Below are 22,611 nucleotides of genomic sequence, written 5' to 3'. Positions count from 1 at the left end.
GCAGGTCCGGTCTGAACCGTCATTGCGGGCCGTCATGGTTAATCTTTTGCTAATTTCGCGACGGCCGGGCGGCCGCCGATCAATTCTGCGTGGCGGGCTTCGTCACGTTGGCCGCGCCCTTCTGGATTCCGTGCAGGAAGTCGACCGCGGCGATGAGCTGCTTGTCCTTGGCCGGGTCCGGCGGGATGTAGGCCGAGGAACCGCCGCGCTCCTCGGTGTCCTTCTGCTTCAGGTGGCCCTTCAGGCCGGCCTCGCCCTTGGTCTCGTCCTTGCCCTTCAGGTCGTCGGGCACCTCCTGCAGCACCTCCTGATCCGGCTCGATGCCCTTGGCCTGGATCGAGCGGCCGGACGGCGTGTAGTAGCGGGCGGTGGTGAGGCGCAGGGCGCCCTGGCCGCCGAGCGGAATGATCGACTGCACCGAGCCCTTGCCGAAGGAGCGCGTGCCCATGATGGTCGCGCGCTTGTGATCCTGCAGGGCGCCGGCCACGATCTCGGAAGCCGAGGCCGCGCCGCCATTCACCAGCACGACGATCGGCTTGCCCTTGGCGAGGTCGCCGGCCTTGGCGGAGAAGCGCTGCGTCTCGTCCGGGTTGCGGCCGCGGGTCGAGACGATCTCGCCCCGGTCGAGGAAGGCATCGGAGACCATCACCGCCTGATCGAGCAGGCCGCCGGGATTGTTGCGCAGATCGAGCACGTAGCCCTTGAGCTTGTCGTTGCCGATCTCGCCCTGGAGCTTCTCGATGGCGGTCTTCAGACCGTCGAAGGTCTGCTCGTTGAACTGGGTCAGGCGGACATAGCCGACATCGCCGCTCTCGACCTTCGAGCGCACCGGGCGGATCTTGATGATGTCGCGGGTCAGGGAGACGTCGAGCGGATCCTTGGATTCCTTGCGGGTGATCTTCAGCCGCACCGTGGAGTTCACCGGGCCGCGCATCTTGTCGACGGCTTGGTTGAGGGTCAGGCCCTGGACCTGATCGTCGTCGATCTGGGTGATGATGTCGTTGGCGAGCAGGCCGGCCTTGGAGGCGGGGGTGTCGTCGATCGGCGACACGACCTTGATGAGGCCGTCCTCCATCGTCACCTCGATGCCGAGGCCGCCGAACTCACCGCGCGTCGTCGTCTGCATGTCGCGGAAGGCCTTCGCGTCCATGTAGCTCGAATGCGGGTCCAGCGAGGTCAGCATGCCGTTGACGGCCGCCTCGATCAGCTTCGATTCCTCGGGCTTCTCGACGTAGTCGGTGCGCACCTTCTCGAACACGTCGCCGAACAGGCTCAGCTGCCGATAGGTCTCGGCCGAGGCCGCGATGGCGCTCGTTCCGGAGAGGAGCTGGGTCTGGGTCGACAGGGCCGAGGCACCGATGCCGAGGGCCGCGCCGAGCAACACGAGGGACACTTTGCGCATTATCCGCGAACCTTCTCGCTGGAACTTCTCGCCCACCAGGGCTCCGGATCGATGGAGCCGCCGTCTTTCCTGAACTCGACGTACAGGACGGGATCGCCGCGATCATCGTCCCTCTGTGACGCAGCTTGCGTCACGCTCGGCGACGCGCTTGCCGGGGAGCCGCTTCCCTCGCCCATCACGGCCACCGGTTCGCCCGCCAGCACGAACTGGCCGACCTCGACGTTGATCTGATCCATCCCTGCGAGCAAGAGATAGTAGCCGTCGCCCGCATTGATGATCAAGAGTCGGCCGTAGGAGCGGAAGGGGCCTGCGAAGGAGACCCAGCCGTCCGCCGGGGAGGAGACCACGGCCTTGGTCCGCGTCCGCAGCGAGATGCCGCGGGTGGTGCCGCCCTGGCCGTCGGGCTGGTTGAAGCCGCGCAGCAGGGTGCCGCTCACCGGCCTGGGCAGATCGCCGCGGGCCTCGGCGAATTTCACCTTGGGGGTGAGCCGCGCCGGATCGCGGGCGCCGGCCGCCGCGAATTTCTCCTGGATCGCCCGCTGCTGCCGCTCCGCCGCCGCGCGCACCTCGTCGGCGGCACGGCGGGCGCTCGACAGCTCGCCCTCCATGCGGTCGACGAGATCCTTGAGGGTCTTGGCCTGACTGCCGAGTTCCGCGCTCTTCTGGCGTTCGGCGGTGAGGTCGGCCTCGACCTGCACCTGGCGGCTGCGCCGGGCGGCGATGAGCGCGTCGATGCGCTGCCGCTCGGCGGCCCAGCCGGTGAGATCCTTGCGCAGGGATTCCCGGTCGGCGGCGATGAGGCCGCGCACGCGCACCAATTCGGCGAGGTCGCCGGCTAGCGTCTCCGCCTCGCCGCGCAGCTCCGGCACCACGGCGCCGAGCAGCATCGAGGTGCGGATCGCCGCCAGCACGTCCTCGGGGCGGACCAGCACGGCGGGGGGCGGGCGCCGGCCCATGCGCTGGAGCGCCGCCAGGATCTCGGCGATGACCGCCCGCCGGCCCTCCAGCGACTTGCGGATCGCGGCGTCGCTCTCGGTGAGCGAGCGCAGGCGCTCCTCGAGCCGATTCAGCCGGTCCTCGGTCGCCTGGGCCTGACGCCCGGCATCGAGCAGGGCGGCGCTGAGCTTGGCCCGGTCCGAGCCGATGGAGGCGATCTCGGCTTCGAGCGCCGCCCGGTTGCCGGCGCTGGCCGCCAAGGCCTCCTCCACCTGCTTGAGGTTCTGGGCGCGCCGGTCCCGCTCCTCCTGCGTGCGTCGCATCGCTTCCGGGTCGGGCGTGCCTTGCTGCCCCTGCTGCGCGCCCTGCTGCGCGCGCGCGGGATGCCCGGCTCCGCTCGCCAGGACGGCGAGGAGGGCAAGGGCCGTCAGCGTCGCCGCCAGAGGAGGCGCGGCGCGGGGCGCGGGCCGTTCGGGAACCGTCACGTGTCTCTCATGCCTCGGGATCGCCCCGGTGATAGGGGTGTCCCGCCAGGATTGTCAGCGCCCGGTAAGCCTGCTCCAGGGCGAGCACGCGCACCAGACCGTGGGGCAGTGTCGCCGCTCCGAAGGCGAGAATATGGTCGGCCCGCCGACGCACGCTGTCGTGAAGGCCATCCGCTCCGCCGATGACGAGAACGAGGGCGGGGCGCCCCGCATCGCGCCACTCGCCGAGGCGGGCGGCGATGCGCTCGCTCGGCCAGTCCGACCGCCCGCGTTCGTCGCAGGCGATCACCGCCGCATCCGCCGGCACGAGGGCGAGGATCGCCTCGGCCTCCTCCGCGACGCGGTCGGCGGACCGGCGGGCGCGGGATTCGGGGAGTTCGGTGAGATCGCAGGCGGTGATGCCGAGGCCGCGCCCGAGCGCGACGGCGCGCTCGCGGTAGCGGGCGGCGAGATCCCGCTCCGGCCCGTTCTTCAGGCGGCCGATGGCGATGACGAGGAAACGCAAGGGGCAACGGGGCGCGAGGACGGGTCGGGATCCCGATAGCACGGCCGGGCCCGGCCTCGGGAGCCCGCCGCGACGAGAAAACGTGGCCGGCGCAGCATCGCCGCTATTCCGCCGGGCTGGCGAGAGCGCGGGCGCGACCTACCTGCGGCCTCTGCCCGGACGCGCTTCCTTCCGCGCGCCATGATCCGGGTTCTCACGACAGGCCAGACGATGCACCTGCCCGACAGCGCCGCCGCGCCCCCGCGCCTCGACCGCAAGGCCGTAGGGGCGGTCGTGCTCGGCAATGCCCTCGAATTCTACGACTTCACGATCTACGCCTTCTTCGCGAAATCCATCGGCGCGACCTTCTTCCCCTCGGGCAGCGCGACCGACAGCCTGCTCGCCTCCCTCGCCCTGTTCGGGATCGGCTACGTGATGCGCCCCATCGGCGGGGTGGTCATCGGCGCCTTCGCCGACCGGGCGGGGCGCAAGCCGGCGATGCTGATCACCATCGCCCTGATGGCCCTCGGGATGCTGATGCTGGCGGCCTGCCCCGGCACGGCGGTGCTGGGCGTCTGGGCGCAGGTCATCGTCATCGCCGGGCGGCTGATTCAGGGGCTGGCGCTGGGCGGCGAGGTCGGCCCCTCCACCGCCTTCCTGGTCGAGGCGGCGCCGGCGCGGCACCGGGGCTTCGTGACGAGCTGGCAGATCGCGAGCCAGGGCTGCGCCGCTCTGGTCGCGGGGCTCGCCGCCACCGGGCTGACCCTGGCGCTCGGCGAGGCCGCCATGGCCGAGTGGGGCTGGCGCCTGATGTTCGGCCTCGGCCTCCTGGTCGTGCCGGTCGGCCTCGTGATCCGCAGCCACCTGCCGGAGACGGCGGGCGAGGGCCACGACCCCTCCGCCGCCCACTCGACCGCCGGGGTGGTCGGCCGCCTGCTGCGCGAGCACGGTCGCATGCTCGGCCTGACCTTCCTCGTCATCGCCGCCTCGACCGTCTCGAACGCCATCGGCACCAACATGCCGGTCTATGCCGGGGCGACGCTCGGTCTCTCGGAGATGGCGGCCAACGCCGTGCCGATCGCACTCGGCCTCGCCTCGGTGGCCTTCCCGTTGCTCGGCGGATGGCTCGCCGACCGCTTCGGGCGGCGCCCGGTCATGGTCTGGCCCCGGGCGCTGATCCTCGCCCTGGCGGTGCCGGCCTTCCTGTGGATGCTGCGGGCGCCCGATGCCCTCAGCGTCTACGCGGTCACCTTCCTGCTCTCGGCCCTGTCCTCGATCAATGCGGCGGCGATCATCGTCGGCATCCCGGAATCGTTGCCGCGGGCGGTGCGCAGCGCCGGGCTCTCCATCGTCTACGCGCTCTCGGTCTCGGTCTTCGGCGGCAGCACCAACTACCTCGTGAACTGGCTGATCGCGGCGACCGGCGACCGGATGATGCCGGCCTATTATCTCGCCGCCTTCAGCGCCGTCGGCACCCTCGCCGCCCTGCTGCTGCCGGAGACGCGGGGCCGGGACATCCATGTCGATGCGGCGACGCGGGCGTAAACCCCCGAGCCCGTCCCGAATCGCGCTGCGATCGGAAGCCGCCTCCCGCCGGAACGTCGTCCGCTTCAGCGAAGGGTGCTCTACAGCAGTCCCTCCGGCCGGTCCCCGGCGGCCCAGGCCAGGGCTTGTTCCAGGCGGTCGTTGCCCCAGAACAGCTCACCGTCCTCGGTGAGGAAGCTCGGCGCGCCGTAGATGCCGCGGGAGCGGGCTTCCTCGCCGGCGACCTTGAGGCGGCCCTTGTTGGCCTCGGAGGCCGCCGCCTTGAGGATCTGGGTGCCGTCGAGGCCGAGGGCGTCGAGGATCTTCCTCACCGCCGCCGGCTCGGCGATGGAGCCGCCCCCGGAAAAGCTCGTCTCGAACACCGCCTTGGAGAACGGCACCAGCCAGTCCTGGTCGGCGGCGTAGACCGCCACGCGGGCGGCGCTCAGGGAGTTCTGCGGGAACGGATTGGGGCGCGTCACCGGCGGCAGCCCGAGGCGCGCCGCCTCGCGGTCGAGGTCGCGCCACATGTTGCGGCCCTTGGCCGGGTAGAGGTTGAAGGGCGAGTTGGTCCAACCCTGAGTCGCGAAGATCGGCCCGAGCAGGAAGGGGCGCCAGCGCAGATCCACCCCCGCCGCCTCGGCCAGCGCCTCGATGCGCATGGCCGCGAGGTAGGAATAGGTCGAGGCGAACTCGTACCAGAACTCAAGGGTCGGCCGCCGCGGCATTCGTCGGTACTCCGGCAAGGTGCCCGCCATCGTGGGGCGCGCCGCACGCCGCCGCAAGGCGATGCTGCGCCGCGTGGACGGGCCTGCGCAGCTAACCGCCGGGCGGCGGCGCGGTTGCGCGCCGCGCGGCCTCGCTGTTAATCCGCGCATCACCTCCGGACCTCCTGAATTCCGGTCTACCCTCCGTCCCCGAGCCTCACGCCATGTCCGACGCCAGCCCGACCAAGCCCGTCAAGAAGGTCGTCCTCGCCTATTCCGGCGGCCTCGACACCTCGATCATCCTGAAATGGCTCCAAACGACCTACGGCTGCGAGGTCGTGACCTTCACCGCCGATCTCGGCCAGGGCGAGGAGCTGGAGCCGGCCCGCAAGAAGGCGGAGCTGCTCGGCATCAAGCCGGAGAACATCTTCATCGAGGATCTGCGCGAGGAATTCGTCCGCGACTACGTCTTCCCGATGTTCCGCGCCAACGCGGTCTATGAGGGCGTCTACCTGCTCGGCACCTCGATCGCCCGGCCGCTGATCGCCAAGAAGCAGATCGAGATCGCGGAGCGGCTCGGGGCCGACGCCGTCTGCCACGGCGCCACCGGCAAGGGCAACGATCAGGTCCGGTTCGAACTCGGCTACTACGCCCTCAAGCCCGACGTGACGGTGATCGCTCCGTGGCGCGAGTGGGATCTGCGCTCCCGCGAGCAGCTGATCGCCTTCGCCGAAGCCCACCAGATCCCGATCGCCAAGGACAAGCGCGGCGAGAGCCCGTTCTCCGTCGATGCCAACCTCCTGCACGCCTCCTCCGAGGGCAAGGTGCTGGAGGATCCGGCGGTGGAGGTGCCGGACTACGTCTATTCCCGCACCCTCTCGCCGGAGGAGGCGCCGGACCAGCCGACCGTCATCACCATCGGCTTCGAGAAGGGCGACGCGGTCTCCATCGACGGCCAGCGCCTGTCGCCGGCCACCCTGCTCGCCAAGCTGAACGAACTCGGCCGCGCCAACGGCATCGGCCGGCTCGACCTCGTCGAGAACCGCTTCGTCGGCATGAAGAGCCGCGGCATGTACGAGACCCCCGGCGGCACCATCCTGCTGCCGGCCCACCGCGCCATCGAGTCGATCACCCTGGATCGCGGCGCGGCGCATCTGAAGGATCAGCTGATGCCGCAATATGCGGAGCTGATCTATAACGGCTTCTGGTTCTCGCCGGAGCGCGAGATGCTCCAGGCGCTGATCGACAAGAGCCAGGAGAAGGTGACCGGCTCGGTGCGGCTCAAGCTCTACAAGGGCGGCGTCCACGTCATCGGCCGCGAGAGCCCCCACTCGCTCTACGATCAGGACCTTGTCACCTTCGAGGAGGGCGCTGTCGCCTACGATCACCGCGACGCGGCGGGCTTCATCAAGCTCAACGCCCTGCGGCTGCGCACCCTGGCGCAGCGCAAGAAGCGCGAGGGCTGACCCCGCGCGGCGTCTGAGCGACGACGCCGTCGGCCATTCCGAAGGGACCGGGCGGATGGCGGATGAGGCGGGGCGGAGAGATCCGCCCCGCGTGGAAGATCGTGCGATCCGGACAATGCGGTCGATCCGGCACACCGTTGTTTAACGGCCGCCGTTCAACGATCGGGCATGACCGCCATCGCTTCCCAGATCGTCCAGGCGCAGAGCGCCGCGTTCTCGCAGCAGGTGGGGATCGCCGTCGCCCGCCAGCAGATCGGCGCCGAGCGTGCCGTCGCCGACCTCGTTGCGGGAACGGCGGCCAACGCCTCCCCGCCGCCGCCGCCCGGCCAGGGGCAGGTGATCGACCGCAAGGTGTAGCGGCGGCGATCAGGCCGCCTGCCAGCCCCCGGCGCTCCGGCGGAACAGCTCCGGACCGAGATCGCCGTAGCGCAGGAAGATCTGCAGGGCCGGCTGCATCTCCCGGTGCAGGCGCTCCAGATCGCCGGCCGCTCCGGCGGCTGCGCCGAGATGAGCCGCCATTCCGGCCGTGTACGGTTCCGAAGCGCCGTAGGGCCGCTGCGAGTCGATGACCGGCACCGCGCGCGCCTCGTCCCAGGCGAGGTTCAGATGCGGCATCAGTTTGAGATGCGCATCGGTCACCTCGAAGGTGATGTGCTCGGGCGTCTCGCCGGTGGCCTCGTCGCGGAACACGTCGCGGCTCTCGGCCGGATCGAGCTTGGCCAGCGGGTTGTGGTACTGGTAGCGCCCGGGCTTCAGCACGGCGTTGTGCAGGAAGACCGCGAGCGCGTCGCCCATGGCGCGGTGCTCCTCGTCCGCCCCCTCGTCGTCGCCGGTAACGTTGAAGATGTCGCCGTCGCGGTCGGCGCTGCCATAGGGGGCGTTCGGATGGATCATCGGGGCGCCGGGCCCGGTGCCGTTCCAGGCCACCACCATCCGCCGGATCAGCGCGATGCGCTCCAGCGTGAGGTCGAAGGTGTCCGTACCGCTCATGTCGCCGTCGCCTCTCGCGCCGTTCGGGCGTGATCGCCCCTTTTGCCCCGCTCAGTGGCGCGGCGCGGCGTTTCACGCAAGTTGTGCGGGGGATCAGGCCGCCGGCTTCACCACCACGCGGGGGACGAGCCGGGCCACGGCCTCGGCCAGGGCGTCGAAATGCTCGATCACCGCGTCGGGTTCCAGGTCGCGCATCGGCACCGGCGTGTAGCCGAAGGTGACGCCGACCACCGGGATGCCGGCGGCCTTGGCCGCGGCGACGTCGGCCTTCGAGTCGCCGACCATCACCGCGTGGGACAGATCGCCCCCGGCGCGCTCGATGGTTGCGGTGATATGGCGCGGGTCGGGCTTCGAGAAGGCGAAGGTGTCCTTGCCGACGATGGTGCGGAAGCGGTCGCCGATGCCGAGGGCGTCGAGCAGGGCGACGGCGTGGGATTCGACCTTGTTGGTGCAGACGGCGAGGCGGAACCCCTCCGCCTCCAGCCGGTCGAGGGCCTCGACCACGCCGGGAAAGAGATGGGACCGGTCGGTGAGATGCTCGCCGTAATGGGTCAGGAAGTCCTGGAACAGCTGCTCCAGCCGCTCCGGCGTCAGGCTCGCGCCGGCGGCGGCGAAGCCGCGCTGGATCAGGGCGCGGGCGCCGGCCCCGAGCAGATCCCGGGCCTGGTCCAGAGGCAGGGCGGCCTGGCCCTCGCGGGCGAGGATGACGTTGAGCGTGCCGATCAGGTCGCCTGCGGTCTCGGCGAGGGTGCCGTCGAGATCGAACACGGCGATGGGGCCGGGGAGAATCGGGTTATGAGCGTTCATGGCGTCCCGGCTGCATTCCACTGTCAAGCTGGCTAGCGTTCGTCATCCGTACGATCAACCCTCGCGGTTGACTGGAGGTTAGCGCAGCCCCTCCTGTGTTGCCTCCTTGCCCAAGCTCCGCCACGGATCGGAGGCTTGATCGTCGTCGAGCCCGATTCGGCTTCTCTTCCGCAGTTCCTGTTCCCCGCAGCAGACGAAAACAGCTCCCATGCGCCTGATGCCGTCCTTCCCGCCGAGCCGGTTTCCGGCGCGGCTGTCCGCCTGCACGGCCCTCGTGCTGCTCGCCTGCCTGCCGCAGGCGGCCCGCGCCGCCGGGCCCTACGAGTTCGTGGCGGCGCCCGCGGTCGACCTGAACCGGATCTATCGGATCGACCGCTCCACCGGCGAGGTCACCTCGTGCCAGTACGGCCTGCGCGACGACAGCGTCGGCGTCACCCTCTGTTTCGCCGCCGGGGAGGGGGCCGGGGCCCAGGCTCCGGGGGAATACGGTCTGATCGCCTCCCGACACGCCCGCGAGTCGGGGATCTACCGGGTCAATTACCGCACCGGCGAGACCAGCGCCTGCTACGTCCAGATCCGTCAGGAACTCGTCGTCTGCACCGAGCAGGCCGGGCCGCCGCCGGCCGGCACCGCGAGCGGGGCCGGGGCCGCCGCGACCGGTCCGGCGCCCGGCCGCGCCGGCCCGAGCGCCACGCCGCCGCAGGGGGCACGCCCCTGAGACCGCGCGGCCGAGATGGCGCAGCGCGATCACGCCTGTGCGAAGGTCGGTTCCGGAGGCGGCGCGGCCTTTCGCGCGGCTTTTGCCGCGGCCGGGAGCCGTGCTAGGGGCTGCACACCTTAAATCGCGCCAGATCCGACGGTCCGATGCAGCCGATGAACCCGAATCCCGAGGTCGTTTCGTGAGCGCCCCGGATCTGAAGCGGGCGGCGGCCGCCCGCGCCGTCACCCTGGTCGAGGACGGCATGCGCCTCGGCATCGGCACCGGCAGCACGGCGGCGGCCTTCGTGGCCCTGCTGGGTGAGCGGGTGCGCGCCGGGCTCGACGTCGTCGGCGTGCCGACATCCGAGGCCACCCGCGTCGCCTGCGAGCGCGAGGGGATCCGTCTCGCGACGCTGGAGGAGATGCCGGAACTCGACCTCACCATCGACGGGGCGGACGAGGTCGATGGCGATCTGCGCCTGATCAAGGGCGGGGGCGCCGCGCTCCTGCGCGAGAAGATCGTCGCGGTGGCGAGCGCGCGCATGGTGGTGATCGCCGATGCGAGCAAGCGGGTCGAGACCCTCGGCGCCTTCCCGCTGCCGGTGGAGGTGAACCTGTTCGGCATCGGCGCGACCACACGCGCCGTCGAGAAGGCCCTGGCCGAGGCCAGCTGCACCGGGGAGGTCGTGCGCCGGCACGACGTCTCCGGCCGGCCCGTCCTCACCGATGGCGGCCACGCCATCCTCGATCTCCGCCTCGGCCGCATCCCGGATCCGGAGGCGCTGTCCGCCCGGCTCTGGGCGGTGCCGGGCGTGGTCGAGCACGGCCTGTTCCTCGGCATCGCCGATGCGGCCATCCTCGCCGAAGCGGCGGGGGACGAGGCCGTGGTCAGCGTGCTCGGCCGCCTCTGACCGTCGGTCGCGGCCTTCCTTTTCTCCGGAGTTTCTCCCGCATGGTTTCCCGTCCCGCCGCTTTGGCCGGCCCCTTCTTCGCGGCAATCCTGTCGCAGGCGGTTCTCGCGCCGGCGGCCCTGGCGCAACAGCCGGCCGCCAAGCCTCCGGCCGCCTCGTCCAAGCCGACCGCGAAGCCCGGCACGGCCCCGCCGCCGGCCCCGGCACCCGAGCCCGAGGTCAGCCCGTCCCACCTCGCCCTCGCCCGCGAAGTGATGCTGAGCTCCGGCATCGCCCGCTCGTTCGACTCGATCCTGCCGACCATGGCCGACCAGATCCGAAAGAACGCGGTGACCCGGCCAGACCTCGCCAAGGATCTCGACGAGGTTCTGAAAAGCCTCGACCCCGAAATGGACCTGCAGAAGCAGCGGCTGATCAACATCGCTGCGCGGATCTACGCCAAGCGCCTCAGCGAGGCGGAGCTGAAGGACATCGTGACCTTCTTCCGCTCGCCCGCCGGCAAGCGCTACGTCGAGACCCAGCCGCAGATCCTCGACGACATGGTCGGCGCGATGCAGGACTGGACCCAGGAGGTCTCGGAATACGTCATGGTCCGTACCCGCGCCGAGATGGGCAAGCGCGGCCACCAGCTCCAGTGATCGCCGGCCCCGCCGCGGCGATGCGCCTCCACGCCGCCGGCGCCGTCGCGCTGGCGCTGGTGGCGCCGGCCATGGCGCTCGCCAACCGCTCGAGCCCGCTCGTGGTCGGCCTAGCGGCCCTGCTGTTCCTCGCAGGCAGCCTGGCCGAGCGCGGCGAGGGGCGGGGGGCAAGCCCGCTCAGGTTCCTGGCCGGTCCGCTGAGCACGCCGCTCGGCCTCGCCGTGCTCGCCTTCCTCGGCTGGAGCGTCGCCTCGCTGGCTTGGAGCCCGTTCCCCGTCCTGTGGGGCAGGGTCCTGACCGAGTTCCTGCCGACCCTCGCATCGGCCTTCATCCTGGCGCGGCTGGCCCCGGCCCGGTTGCCGGGCTGGGCGCTGCCGCTGGCGGCGATCCTGCTCGCGGCCTCCTGCCTCTACATGGCGGGTAGCCTCGCCCTCGCCCTCGCGCCGCAGATCTGGCTCGGGCAACGCGCGGCCCTGTTCCTGTTCAACCGGCCGCTGCTGACGGTGCTGCTGCTGGCCGGTCCGCTCGCCGCCTTCCTCGCCCTGCGGGGAAGCCGGATCCTGGCCCTCGCCCTTCTGGCGGTGGCGGCCTTCGCGATCCTGCGCTCGATCAGCGGGGCCGCGGCCCTGGGGCTTCTGGCAGGATGTGCGATGTTCGCGGTCGGGCGCCTGCTGCCGAGGCCCGCCGCCCTGGCGGTCGCGGCGCTGGTGCTGGCCCTCGCCTTCATCCTGGCGCCGGTCGAGGGCGATATCCTCCACCGCGCCATGCCGGAGGCCGCCCATGAGCGGCTGACCCAGAGTTCGTCCCGGGCCCGTGTCGCCATCGCCCAGAGCTTCGGCGCCGCCGTGGCCCAGGCGCCCTGGATCGGCTCCGGCTACGGCATGTCCGCGCGCTTCGCCGAGGTGCCGGCGGCGCAGGTTCTGGAGCCGGAGATGCGGGCGATGCTGGCGGTCGGTCACCCGCATAACAGCTTCCTGCAGATCTGGGCCGAACTCGGTCTCGTCGGCGCCGTGCTGGGGGCCCTCGTCGGGTTTCTGGCCCTGCGCGCCGCCGCCGCCCTGCCGCGGCTGCTGTTCGCCACCGCTCTCGGGGTGTTCGGTGCGATGGTGGCGGTGATGTTCGTCGAGCACGGCGCTTGGCAGGGGTGGTGGACGGCGGGCTGCGGGGCCGCCATCACTTGGTTGCGGGCGGCCTGGGCCGCGCGCCCGGCACAGGACAACGCATGAGCGAGACACCGATGAGCGAGTCCTTCGACGTCGACCTGTTCGTGATCGGTGGCGGCTCGGGCGGCGTGCGGGCGGCCCGCATCGCCGCCGGCCACGGCGCGACGGTGATGCTGGCCGAGGAGTACCGCGTCGGCGGCACCTGCGTGATCCGCGGCTGCGTGCCGAAGAAGCTGATGGTCTATGCCGGCCGCTTCGCCGACGAGTTCGAGGATGCCGCCGGGTTCGGCTGGCGCCTGGAGCCTCCGGTCTTCGATTGGGCCGCGCTCAAGCGCTCCCGCGATGCCGAGGTGACCCGGCTGGAGGGTATCTACGGCCGCAACCTCGCCGGCGCCGGCGTCGAGGTGGTTGCGGATCGCGCGGTGATCGAGGATCCGCACACGGTGCGCCTCGTCAAGGCGGGCCGGTGCGTGCGGGCGAAGGTCATCCTGATCGCAACCGGCGCGACGCCGGTGCGCGAGCCCCTGATTCCCGGCGCGGAACTCGCCATCGACTCGAACGGCGTGTTCGAGCTGGAAACCCAGCCCGAGCGCATCCTCGTGGTCGGCGGCGGCTACATCGCCGTCGAGTTCGCGGGCGTCTTCGCCGGCCTCGGCTCGAAGACGACGCTGCTGCACCGGGGCAAATCCCTGCTGCGCGGCTTCGACCCCGAAATCGCCGACGCGCTCGGCGAGGCCTATGCCAAGCGGATGGATCTGCGCCTGGAGCGCACGGTCGAGCGCCTGGAGCGTGAGGGCGGGGCGATCCGGGCGACCTTGAGCGACGGGGAAAGCCTCGTCGTCGATTGCGTGCTGGTGGCGACCGGCCGCCGCCCCAACGTCGCCGGGCTCGGCCTCGACAAGGTCGGCATCGAACTCGACGCCAAGGGGGCCATCCCCGTCGAGGCGGATTCGCGCACCCGCGTGCCCTCGATCTACGCCGTCGGCGACGTAAACGGCCGCGCGGCCCTGACCCCCATCGCCATCCGCGAGGGCCACGCCTTCGCCGACACCGTGTTCGGCCACAAGCCGTGGTGCGTCGATCACCGCCTGATCGCCACCGCCGTGTTCTCGACGCCTGAAATCGGGGTGATCGGCCATAACGAGGACGTGGCCCGGCGCTGCTACGAGGAGATTGACGTCTACAAGGCGAGCTTCCGGCCGATGAAGGCGACGCTGTCGGGGCGCGACGAGCGCGTGCTGATGAAGGTGCTGGTCGACCGCGCCAGTGACCGCGTGGTCGGCGTCCACGTGCTCGGGCCCGATGCCGGCGAAATCATCCAGGCCATCGGCATCGCCGTCACCATGGGCGCCACCAAGGCCGATTTCGACCGCACCATCGCCGTGCATCCGACGCTGGGCGAGGAGCTGGTCACGATGCGCACGCCCTTCGTGGTGAAGCATCCGGTCGGCGTGGGGTAGCCGCCCTTTCGCCGCCTTCGGTGCGGGATCGGCGAGTGGAGGCGCGGAGAAGCGCCCGGTTACTCTGCCGCCGGCAGGCTCAGCGACAGCAGTCGGGATGTCCGGTTCCGGCCGCCGGGGTTCGGGGCGGCGTCCGGCTCGAAGGCCCGGCGGCCGTCGTCGAGGGCGCCGTTCACCGCATCGATGGCGAGGATCAGCGCGCTGATCATCCGCGAATCGATGCTGCGCTCCCGGGCTTGGCGCACCACGTCGGTGATGAGGGCGTCGGTTTCGCGGGTGAGCGCGTCGAGGGTCGCCGCCGATTGCGCCTCGCGGGCCTCGGCGAGGATATCGAGCAGCCGGTCGAGGATGATGTCGATCCGCTCGCGCCGCTTGCGGGCGAGCCGCTGGCCGAGCCACGCCACGCCCGAGCCCAGGGTGCCGCCGAAGAAGGCGAACAGGTAGATCCAGTCCTCGTAGCGGTCGAGGAAGGTCTGCTGCTCACGCTCGAAATAATCGACCGCGCCGGGATGGTTGGGCAGCTGCGCGCTCGTGGCGGTGACGGTGGTGTCGTATTCCGGCGGCTTCATCTGGTGGGCCACCGGCGCGGCGGCGGCGAGCCGCGAGCGCCACTCGAACAAGTGCTGCACCACCGAGGCCACGGCGACCCGGCTGACGGCGCCGCGGGCCATCAGCCGGTAGGAGACGCCCACCGTCTCGACATCCTCCGCCGGCCGTTTCGGCCGCCCGCCGAAGGTGCCCGCCGAGAGGGTGACCGCCTGCAGGGTCGGCATGCGCTGGATGATCGCCTTGCCGTCCGGCACGCTGACGAGGGTGACCTTCCGCTCGGCCGCGGCCTGTTCGACCGCGCGCAGCATCGCCTGGGCCGGCTTGCCGGTGGGGGAGGCGATGATCGCCACCGCATCGACCCGCTTCGAGTCCAGCGCCTGGGTGATCTCGCCGCTCTTGAGCGGCACCAGGCCGACGCGCCCCGCCGCGAGGGGCTGGCCGCTGGACGCCTCGTCTTCGGAGGCGGCCTTGAAGTCGTAGAAGTCGAGCAGGCTCGTCAGCACCGGCAGGTCGGCGACATGGCGCGTCACCACGCCGAGGCGGCGGGTGGAGAGATCGGAGAAGCTCTCGATCTCCGCGGCCTCCGGCGCCGCGACGATCAGGGCCTCGTCGTGCAGGATGGCCAGCGTCAGGCCGTTATCCGGCAGCTTCACGTCGGGCCGCACCACCGCGAGGTCGGCGCGGCCCTGTTCGAGGGCGGCGGCGCTGTCGCGCACGTCGTCGAAGGGCACGACTCTCAGGCGCACATCCTCACGGGTGCGGTTGAGCGCCCGCGCATAGGTCTCGATCAGGTTCGCTTCGACGCCATCGCGCGGGCCGACCGCCACGGTCAGCATCGTGGGCCGGTAGAAGTAGATGACGAGGCCGGCCAGGGCCGCGAAGCCGAGGGCCAGCAGCACGAACAGCCATTCGCGTCTCATGAGGAAAGCCGCCATCGTCTGGCGTAGCCCTCGAAATCGCGTGCGATCCATCCAAGATTCATGAATTGAAAACCTGTCCGGATCGTGAAGAACGGATGATTCCGCGAACCGTTTCATCTCCGCGCCCCGCAAGGCCCGAGCCACCGGTCACGGCTGCGTGGCTGGAGCGCGTGGCCCTGCACTATCTCGACCGCTATGGCGCCTCCTCGGAGATGCTGCGCCGGGTGCTGACCCGCCGGGTCGAGCGCCGCTGCCGCTCCCGCGAGGAGGACCCGAGCGCCCACGACAACGTGATTGCCGACACGGTCGCCCGCGCCCAGGCCGCCGGGCTCATCGACGATGCCCGATTCGCCGCCTCGCGCCTGCGGGGCCTGAGGCGGCGCGGCACCTCGACGCGGCAGGCCCAGGCCCGGCTCGCCGCCAAGGGGATCGATGCCGAGACCATCGCGGCGACGCTCGCCGGAGAGAAGGAGGAGGCGGGCGGAGCCGAGGAGGGCGAGGCCGATACCGAGGAGAAGGCCGCCCGCGCCTATGCCCGCCGCCGCCGCCTCGGCCCCTATCGCCGGCCGGACACGCGCGAGGCGAACCGCGAGCGCGACCTCGCCGCCCTAGCGCGGGCGGGTTTTTCTTATCGCCTTGCCAAGGATGTGATCGGCGGCGACGCCGAGTCCGACGCGACATCCTTCGACGAAGAGTGAGGACAGCCCCTCGACTTGCCCGCCCGTCGCTCCACGTCGCACCCGACGCGGACAGGATCCGCCCGAGAGGACGAGGACGACACATGACCGACCGCCACGCGAGCGCCCATTGGGAGGGCGACGGCAAGACCGGCAAGGGCCAGATCACGACCCAGTCCGGCGTGCTCTCGAACAACCCCTACGGCTTCAACACCCGTTTCGAGAACGAGCCGGGCACCAATCCGGAGGAGCTGATCGCCGCCGCCCATGCCGGCTGCTTCACTATGGCGCTGGCCTTCCAGCTTCAATCCGCCGGCCTCAAGGCGACGTCGCTCGATACCAAGGCGGTCGTCACGCTGGTACAGGACGGCGACGGCTTCAAGGTCACGAAGTCGGCGCTCACCCTCAAGGCGGTGATCCCCGGCATCGATCAGGCCAAGTTCGACGAGCTGGCCGGCAATGCCGAGAAGGGGTGCCCGATCTCGAAGCTGCTCAACGCCGAGATTACCCTGGACAAGACCCTGAGCCAGGGCTGATCCGTCGAGGCTGATCGCGCCGGCCCTCCTGCGGGAGGGCCGGTTTTGCGGTGCGTAAGCCAACGCGCCGCATTGATCCTGGCGCGACGATGTTCATCTTTCGTTCGATGGACGACAAGCTCGCGCGCAAGCTGCGCATCCTCGCGGACGCGGCCAAATACGATGCCTCCTGCGCTTCCTCCGGTGCGCCGAAGCGCAAGGCCGGCGCGGATGGCCTCGGCTCGACCACCGGGGCCGGCATCTGCCACGCCTATACGCCGGACGGGCGCTGCGTCTCGCTGCTCAAGATCCTGCTGACCAATTACTGCCTGTTCGATTGCGCCTATTGCGTGAACCGGCGCTCCTCGAACGTCGCCCGCGCCCGCTTCTCCGTCGAGGAGGTGGTGACGCTGACGGTCGAGTTCTACAAGCGCAACTATATCGAGGGCCTGTTCCTGTCCTCGGGCATCATCCGCTCGCCCGATTACACCATGGAGATGCTGACCCGCGTCGCCAAGAAGCTGCGGCGGGAGCACGGGTTTCGCGGCTACATCCACCTGAAGTCGATCCCTGAGGCCAGTCCCTGGCTGATCGAGGAGGCGGGGCTCTATGCCGACCGGCTCTCGATCAATCTCGAACTGCCGACGGAGGCGAGCCTCAACCGCCTCGCGCCGGAGAAGGACGGCGTCGCGATCGAGAGCGCGATGGGCCAGATCGGCGAGCGCATCGTCCAGGCCAAGGAGGAGCGCCGCCGCTTCTCCCCCGCCGGCCAATCGACCCAGGTGATCGTCGGCGCCGATGCCACCACCGACGAGGCGCTGATCCGCAAGAGCGCCCTGCTCTACGGCAGTTACGGCCTGCGCCGGGTCTATTACTCGGCCTTCAGCCCGATCCCCGACGCCTCCGCCAGCCTTCCGCCCCAGGCGCCGCCCCTGCGGCGCGAGCACCGGCTGTACCAGGCCGACTGGCTGATCCGGTATTACGAGTTCTCCCCCGACGACGTGGCCGGCGCGGCGGAGGGCGGGATGCTCTCCCTCGACATCGATCCGAAGCTCGCCTGGGCCCTGAAGAACCGGCATTGCTTCCCCGTCGATGTGAACCGCGCCGACCGGGAGATGCTGTTGCGGGTGCCCGGCCTCGGGGCGCGGGCGGTGGATGCGATCGTCAAGGCGCGCCGCCACGGGCGGCTGCGCCTCGACGATGTCGCCCGGCTGACCTCCGGGCTGAAGCGCGCTCGCCCCTTCCTGATCGCCGAGGATTTCCGGCCGACCACCCTGACCGACCGGCTCGATCTGCGGGCGAAACTCGCCGAGCCGGCGGAACAGCTGAGCCTGTTCTGATGAGCGATGCCGCGCAAAACCCTTCGCCCACGACGGAGGCAGGGGCGATCCGTGGCCTCCACGTCGTCAGCCTCGCGCCCGGAGCGGATCTCGACGGTTTCCGCGCCGCGGTCCGCCGATTGATTGCGGGACGGATCCCGCCCGAGACCGTCGTCTGGCAGTCGGAGGCGCCGAGCCTGTTCGGCATCGACATGGATCGGGCGGAGGGAGCGCCGCTGCGTCTGCCGCGAGCGGTGACCGACCTGATCCCGATGGTGGTGCCCCATCGCGACCCGGAGCGTTACGGCCTGCTCTACGCGCTGATCTGGCGGGTTCTCCAGGGTGAGCGGGCGCTGATGGAGGTGGCGAGCGATCCCCTCGTCCACCGGCTGCACCGGATGCGGAAGGCGATCGGCCGCGACCTGCACAAGATGCACGCCTTCCTGCGCTTCCGCCGGGTGCCGGGGGAGGGGGCCGAACGCTTCGTGGCATGGTTCGAGCCCGACCATCACATCCTGGCGGCGGCGGCTCCCTTCTTCGTCGACCGCTTCCGCTCGCTGAACTGGTCGATCCTGACGCCGGAGGGCTCGGCGCATTGGGACGGTACGCTGAGCTTCGGCCCACCCGGCCGCTGCGAGGATGCGCCGGAAGGGGACAGCTTCGAGGCCGGCTGGCGCGACTATTACGAAAACACCTTCAACCCGGCCCGGCTGAATCTCGACGCCATGCGCGCCGAGATGCCCCGCAAGTACTGGCGGAACATGCCGGAGACGGCGGCGATTCCCGCCCTGGTGCGGGCCGCGAGCGCCCGCGCTCAGGCGATGATCGAGAAGGAGCCGACCATGCCGGTGAAGCGCGATCCCGTGCGCGCCGTCGCCAAGATGGCGCAGGACGAGCCGGATTCTCTGGAGGCGCTGAACGCCGTCATCGCCCGCTCGGAGCCGCTGGTACCCGGCGCGACCCAGGCGGTCCTCGGCGAGGGGCCGGTGGGCGCGCGCATCGCCTTCGTCGGCGAGCAGCCGGGCGATCAGGAGGACCGGCAGGGGCGCCCCTTCGTCGGGCCGGCGGGGCAATTGCTCTCCCGCGCCCTGGAGGAGGCGGGGATCGACCGGCGCGAGGCCTATCTCACCAATGCGGTCAAGCACTTCAAGTTCACGCTCCGCGGCAAGCGCCGCATCCACGAGAAGCCGACCGCTGGCGAGGTGAGCCATTACCGCTGGTGGCTCGACCGCGAACTCGATTTCGTCGGCCCCAGGCTCGTCGTGGCGCTCGGCGCCACGGCGGTGCTGGCGCTGACCGGCAAGCAGATCCCGATCACCCGCGCCCGCGGCCCGGCCGAGTTCGGCAAGCCGTTTCAGGGCTTCATCACGGTTCACCCCTCCTACCTGCTGCGCCTGCCCGACGAAGCGGCCAAGGACGTGGCCTATCGTGCCTTCGTCGACGATCTGCGCCGGGCGAACGCCCTGGCGGCGTGAGGCGGGCGCTGTGATCGCCAAAATTTATCAATTGCAAGAAGGATAAAATATCGTCGTTCGGGAGCGAAACAAAGATCTTACTTCCGCGGATATTCCGAAAACCCGCTCATGCATCCGGCGCACTCGGGAGAGATCCGATGAGGGCCCTCGTCTGGCACGGTACTCAGGATATCCGCTGCGACACGGTTCCCGATCCGCAGATCGAGGATGACCGCGACGCCATCATCCGGGTGACGGCCTGCGCCATCTGCGGCTCGGACCTCCACCTCTACGACCACTTCATCCCGGCGATGAAGAAGGGCGACATCATGGGCCATGAGTTCATGGGCGAGGTGGTCGAGACCGGCCGGGGCGTGAACGGAGCCCTGAAGAAGGGCGAGCGGGTCGTCATCCCCTTCACCATCATTTGCGGCGAGTGCGACCAGTGCAAGCGCGGCTTCTTCTCGGTCTGCGAACGCTCGAACCGCAACAGGAGCATGGCCGCCAAGGTATTCGGCCACGGCACTGCCGGCCTGTTCGGCTATTCCCATCTCACCGGCGGCTATCCCGGCGGGCAGGCGGAATATGTGCGCGTACCCTTCGCCGACCGGACGCATATCAAGGTGCCGGATTCGCTGACCGATGAGCAGGTGCTGTTCCTCGGCGACATCTTCCCCACCGGCTGGCAGGCGGCGGTCCAGGCCGACATCCAGCCCCATGACACCGTGGCGGTCTGGGGCGCGGGCCCGGTCGGGCAGATGGCGGTCCGCTCGGCGATCCTGCTCGGGGCCCGCCAGGTGATCTGCATCGACAGCGTGCCGGAACGCCTCGACATGGCGCGGGCCGGCGGCGCCATCACCATCGACAACAGCGTCGAGAGCCCGGTCGAACGCCTCAACGAGCTGACCGGCGGCAAGGGCCCGGAGAAATGCATCGACGCGGTCGGCATGGAAGCGCATTCGCCCCGCGCCCTTGAGCAGGTCTACGACCGGGTGAAGCAGGCGATGATGCTGGAGAGCGACCGCGCCTCGGTGCTGCGGGAGATGATCTATGTCTGCCGCCCCGCCGGCATCCTCTCGATTCCCGGCGTCTATGGCGGCCTGATCGACAAGGTGCCGATGGGGGCGGTGATGAATAAGGGCCTGACCATTCGCACGGGCCAGACCCACGTGAACCGCTGGACCGACGACCTCCTGCGGCGGATCGAGGACGGCCAGATCGATCCCTCCTTCGTCATCACCCACCGGGCCGGCCTGGAGCAGGGCCCGGAACTGTACCGGACCTTCCGGGACAAGAAGGACAATTGCATCAAGGTCGTGCTGCGCCCCTGAGCGGCGAGCCGATCCCGGACAGGGCAGGTTTCATCAGAGACTTCATGGGAGGCTTCATGGCCCGTGACAGCGATCGCCGCCGGTCGGACTGGCAATCCGCCGCCCTCGACCGGATCGCACCCGATCCCCGGCGCAGGCCCGATCCGGCCACGGAGGGGCTCGCCCGCGGTCTCGGCTGGTTCTCCCTCGGCCTCGGCGTCGCCGAGATCGCCTGCGGCGGCGCCATCGCCCGCTGGCTCGGGATGCCGCGCCTCGCGCCGGTCCTGCGCGGCTACGGTTTGAGGGAGATCGTCACGGGGGCCGGCATCCTCGGCACGAGGGATCCGACCCCCTGGATCTGGGGCCGTGTCGGCGGGGATGCCGTCGATATCGCCACGGTGTTGCCGGGCCTGGAGCAGGGCAATCCGCGCCGGGGCAATGCGCTGATCGCGCTCATGGCGCTGGGCAGTGTCACCGCCCTCGACGCGGTCTGCGCCCGCAACCTGACGCAGGCGCCCCTGCGCCCCTCTCGTCGGGTCCGCCGCGATTACGGCAGCCGCAGCGGCTTTCCCGAGCCGCCCGAGGCGATGCGGGGCCGGGCGGCGGATTTCGCCGCACCACTCGATTTCGTCGGGCCGCAGGCGATGCGGCCCTGGACCGAGGCGGACCGGCCTCAGGCCGCGAGGCGCTGACGCGCGCGATCCGCCCGGTAGCTGAGGACCAGTTCCTCGGGGATCATCCCGGCGGCGACCGCCAGGGCGATGGCGCGGGGGCGGGCAGAGCGCGGCGGCTCGGGCCGGATCTCTGGCGCGGGAGACGGAAGCGGAGGGGGAGCGAGGGCCGGGGCCGGGTCCGAAACCTGACCGCGCTCGGCCAGGAACCGCGCCATGAGCTCCTCGGCGAGGCCGGCGAGCACCGCTTCCGCCGATTCCGGTACCCCGTCAGGCGTCGCCTCGGCCGGGACGACCGCCGCGCCGATGCGATCCTCCGGCCGGGGAGCGAGCGGCCAGGCGGTGGCGGTGTCGGGCAGCCTCGGCTCGGCTGTCGGGACGACGATCTCCTGGCTGACCGGAAGCGCGGAAGCGGCCTCGGCCGGGATGCCGATCCGGGCCTCGACCGGCTCCGGCGCGGCGAGGAGCATCGCCTCCCGGGGCTCATCCTCCGCGGTTTCCCGTGCCCTGGCCTCCGCCTGCTCATGGGTGAGGATGCGGGCCTCGTCGCGGGCCGCCTCGGCCTCGAAGCGGGCGAGCAGAGCCATCAGGCTGCGGGCCTCGGCGAAGGGCATCGTCTCGCAGGCGGTCAGGGCCGCCTCGATCATCGAGCGGGCGAGACGCGGCCCGCTGACGCCGCTGCGGCGGTCGGCTTCGTCGCGCCAGACGCCGAGCGCCGCGCGGATGGCGGGCAGCAGCAGGGCCGGCAGCCCGGCCCGGCGATGCAGCGCGGCATATCCCGCCCCGTGCGGTTCGAGCATGATCCCGGCGACGCGGGCGCGGCTGAGCCCGCTCAGCTCCGCCAGCGCGACTTCGGCGAAGGGCAGGCGGAGCGACAGGATCGCCCGCAGGATCAGGCCGGCGGTCAGCTGCTCCTGCACCCGCAGATGCGCGACGAGGCGGCCGAGTCCCGCTTCCCCGGCCTCGTCGCTCAGGGCCAGGGCGGCGGCGTCGCGGGCCTCGCGGGCGACCCGCGCGCCCCGTTCCGAACTGATCCAGCCGGCATCCTGGCCGAGGCGCGAGAGTTGCTCGGCCACCAGGGAGACGATGGTGTGGCGGACCTCGATGGCGAGGTCATCCCGCGCGAGCAGGGCTTGGCGCAGCTCGGCGTCCTCGCCGTGGCGCTCGACCATGCGCAGCAGGGCGGCGACGCCGATCCGCGCGCTCCGGTTCGCGGCGAGGGCGATGAGCGAGGGCACGCCGCCCACTTCCGCCAGGGCAGCGGCGACCGGCTTCGACAGCTCCACCCGGCCGGCCACCGCCGCCCGGGTTTCCTCGCAGCCCATGGCGACGCAATCCACGAGGTCGGCATCCATCAGCACCGGCGAACGCGCCAGCACCAGGCAGGCGATGTCCGGCTGGTCCGAGGCGAGCGCCACGATCAGCGGACGCGGCGCCTGATCCGAGCCTGCGCAGGCCTCGGCCAGGGCCCGGCGGACGGCCGGCGCGGGATCGTCGAGCAGGGCGAGCAGCGCCGTCTTGGCC

The 22,611-nt window shown here is 70.9% G+C and carries 22 protein-coding genes; 14 read left to right on the top strand and 8 right to left on the bottom strand.

The genetic code is table 11. The features are described 5' to 3' along the window. Positions 1–79: 79 nt before the first annotated feature. From MZTS_RS18035 to rlmH, 3 genes are read right to left on the bottom strand one after another with little or no spacing between them, the layout of a single operon-like run. Positions 80–1,402, bottom strand: coding sequence for a S41 family peptidase (locus MZTS_RS18035; protein WP_192284888.1), 1,323 nt, complete (start codon positions 1,400–1,402; stop codon positions 80–82). After that, a complete protein-coding gene (locus MZTS_RS18030) occupies positions 1,402–2,781 on the bottom strand; it encodes a murein hydrolase activator EnvC family protein (RefSeq protein ID WP_192284905.1) in 1,380 nt (459 codons plus the stop codon). Before MZTS_RS18030 ends, MZTS_RS18035 begins: the two co-directional genes overlap by 1 nt. A 49-nt stretch (positions 2,782–2,830) precedes the next feature. Beyond that, positions 2,831–3,328 (bottom strand): 23S rRNA (pseudouridine(1915)-N(3))-methyltransferase RlmH, encoded by a 498-nt coding sequence (gene rlmH / locus MZTS_RS18025; protein WP_192284887.1) that lies wholly within the window; start codon positions 3,326–3,328, stop codon positions 2,831–2,833. Between the two features lie 210 nt (positions 3,329–3,538). Between rlmH and MZTS_RS18020 the strand changes: the two genes are divergently transcribed. Continuing rightward, entirely contained in the window at positions 3,539–4,852 is a 1,314-nt protein-coding gene (locus MZTS_RS18020; RefSeq protein WP_192284886.1) for an MFS transporter, read from the top strand. Positions 4,853–4,932: 80 nt separating this feature from the next. Here the strand turns inward: MZTS_RS18020 and MZTS_RS18015 are convergent, their stop codons facing one another. Continuing rightward, positions 4,933–5,559, bottom strand: a complete 627-nt coding sequence (locus tag MZTS_RS18015) for a 2-hydroxychromene-2-carboxylate isomerase (RefSeq protein WP_192284885.1) — start codon at positions 5,557–5,559, stop codon at positions 4,933–4,935. A gap of 203 nt (positions 5,560–5,762) precedes the next feature. On the opposite strand from MZTS_RS18015, the gene MZTS_RS18010 reads away from it, so the two are divergent. Beyond that, positions 5,763–7,004, top strand: a complete 1,242-nt coding sequence (locus MZTS_RS18010) for an argininosuccinate synthase (RefSeq protein ID WP_192284884.1) — start codon at positions 5,763–5,765, stop codon at positions 7,002–7,004. Positions 7,005–7,172: 168 nt separating this feature from the next. Then, positions 7,173–7,361 carry a hypothetical protein gene (locus tag MZTS_RS18005; protein WP_192284883.1) on the top strand — a complete coding sequence of 63 codons (189 nt, stop codon included), beginning with the start codon at positions 7,173–7,175 and terminating at the stop codon, positions 7,359–7,361. Positions 7,362–7,370: 9 nt separating this feature from the next. Here MZTS_RS18005 and MZTS_RS18000 read toward each other — a convergent pair whose 3' ends face one another. Together MZTS_RS18000 and gph are read right to left on the bottom strand one after the other, a co-directional pair. Then, positions 7,371–7,994, bottom strand: a complete 624-nt coding sequence (locus MZTS_RS18000; RefSeq protein ID WP_192284882.1) for a hypothetical protein — start codon at positions 7,992–7,994, stop codon at positions 7,371–7,373. Positions 7,995–8,087: 93 nt separating this feature from the next. Continuing rightward, positions 8,088–8,801 carry a phosphoglycolate phosphatase gene (gene gph, locus MZTS_RS17995; protein WP_192284881.1) on the bottom strand — a complete coding sequence of 238 codons (714 nt, stop codon included), beginning with the start codon at positions 8,799–8,801 and terminating at the stop codon, positions 8,088–8,090. 217 nt (positions 8,802–9,018) lie between these two features. Here gph and MZTS_RS17990 point away from each other — a divergent pair, with 217 nt between their 5' ends. The 5 genes from MZTS_RS17990 to gorA all read left to right on the top strand — a co-directional run bounded on the left by MZTS_RS17990 (position 9,019) and on the right by gorA (position 13,672). Further along, a complete protein-coding gene (locus tag MZTS_RS17990) occupies positions 9,019–9,519 on the top strand; it encodes a hypothetical protein (protein ID WP_378738925.1) in 501 nt (166 codons plus the stop codon). A 181-nt stretch (positions 9,520–9,700) separates the two neighbouring features. Continuing rightward, positions 9,701–10,411 (top strand): ribose-5-phosphate isomerase RpiA, encoded by a 711-nt coding sequence (gene rpiA, locus MZTS_RS17985; RefSeq protein ID WP_192284880.1) that lies wholly within the window; start codon positions 9,701–9,703, stop codon positions 10,409–10,411. Positions 10,412–10,452: 41 nt separating this feature from the next. Next, positions 10,453–11,049, top strand: coding sequence for a DUF2059 domain-containing protein (locus tag MZTS_RS17980; RefSeq protein ID WP_192284879.1), 597 nt, complete (start codon positions 10,453–10,455; stop codon positions 11,047–11,049). 20 nt (positions 11,050–11,069) lie between these two features. Further along, complete coding sequence (locus MZTS_RS17975; RefSeq protein ID WP_192284878.1) at positions 11,070–12,275, top strand: O-antigen ligase family protein; 1,206 nt, start codon at positions 11,070–11,072, stop codon at positions 12,273–12,275. Next, entirely contained in the window at positions 12,272–13,672 is a 1,401-nt protein-coding gene (gene gorA / locus MZTS_RS17970; protein ID WP_192284877.1) for a glutathione-disulfide reductase, read from the top strand. Before MZTS_RS17975 ends, gorA begins: the two co-directional genes overlap by 4 nt. A gap of 59 nt (positions 13,673–13,731) precedes the next feature. Here the strand turns inward: gorA and MZTS_RS17965 are convergent, their stop codons facing one another. Beyond that, complete coding sequence (locus tag MZTS_RS17965) at positions 13,732–15,141, bottom strand: TAXI family TRAP transporter solute-binding subunit (RefSeq protein ID WP_192284876.1); 1,410 nt, start codon at positions 15,139–15,141, stop codon at positions 13,732–13,734. A 95-nt stretch (positions 15,142–15,236) separates the two neighbouring features. Here MZTS_RS17965 and MZTS_RS17960 point away from each other — a divergent pair, with 95 nt between their 5' ends. From MZTS_RS17960 to MZTS_RS17935, 6 genes are all read left to right on the top strand, one after another. After that, positions 15,237–15,839, top strand: a complete 603-nt coding sequence (locus tag MZTS_RS17960) for a RecX family transcriptional regulator (protein ID WP_192284875.1) — start codon at positions 15,237–15,239, stop codon at positions 15,837–15,839. An 83-nt stretch (positions 15,840–15,922) separates the two neighbouring features. After that, complete coding sequence (locus MZTS_RS17955; RefSeq protein ID WP_192284874.1) at positions 15,923–16,354, top strand: OsmC family protein; 432 nt, start codon at positions 15,923–15,925, stop codon at positions 16,352–16,354. Between the two features lie 107 nt (positions 16,355–16,461). Beyond that, entirely contained in the window at positions 16,462–17,673 is a 1,212-nt protein-coding gene (locus tag MZTS_RS17950; RefSeq protein WP_192284903.1) for a putative DNA modification/repair radical SAM protein, read from the top strand. After that, positions 17,673–19,127, top strand: a complete 1,455-nt coding sequence (locus tag MZTS_RS17945; protein WP_192284873.1) for a UdgX family uracil-DNA binding protein — start codon at positions 17,673–17,675, stop codon at positions 19,125–19,127. The genes MZTS_RS17950 and MZTS_RS17945 overlap by 1 nt, the downstream gene beginning before the upstream one ends. A 137-nt stretch (positions 19,128–19,264) precedes the next feature. Continuing rightward, a complete protein-coding gene (locus MZTS_RS17940; protein ID WP_192284872.1) occupies positions 19,265–20,437 on the top strand; it encodes a zinc-dependent alcohol dehydrogenase in 1,173 nt (390 codons plus the stop codon). A gap of 56 nt (positions 20,438–20,493) precedes the next feature. Beyond that, complete coding sequence (locus MZTS_RS17935) at positions 20,494–21,108, top strand: cyclase dehydrase (RefSeq protein WP_192284871.1); 615 nt, start codon at positions 20,494–20,496, stop codon at positions 21,106–21,108. Here the strand turns inward: MZTS_RS17935 and MZTS_RS17930 are convergent. Next, a partial coding sequence (locus MZTS_RS17930; protein WP_192284870.1) for a DUF2336 domain-containing protein occupies positions 21,090–22,611 on the bottom strand: 1,522 nt, incomplete at its 5' end. The genes MZTS_RS17935 and MZTS_RS17930 overlap by 19 nt on opposite strands.

It is taken from the genome of Methylorubrum zatmanii (assembly GCF_014845115.1).
Lineage (GTDB): Bacteria > Pseudomonadota > Alphaproteobacteria > Rhizobiales > Beijerinckiaceae > Methylobacterium > Methylobacterium zatmanii.
Note: the sequence above shows the minus strand (reverse complement) of the source record. Positions and strands in the feature narration are given on the sequence as shown.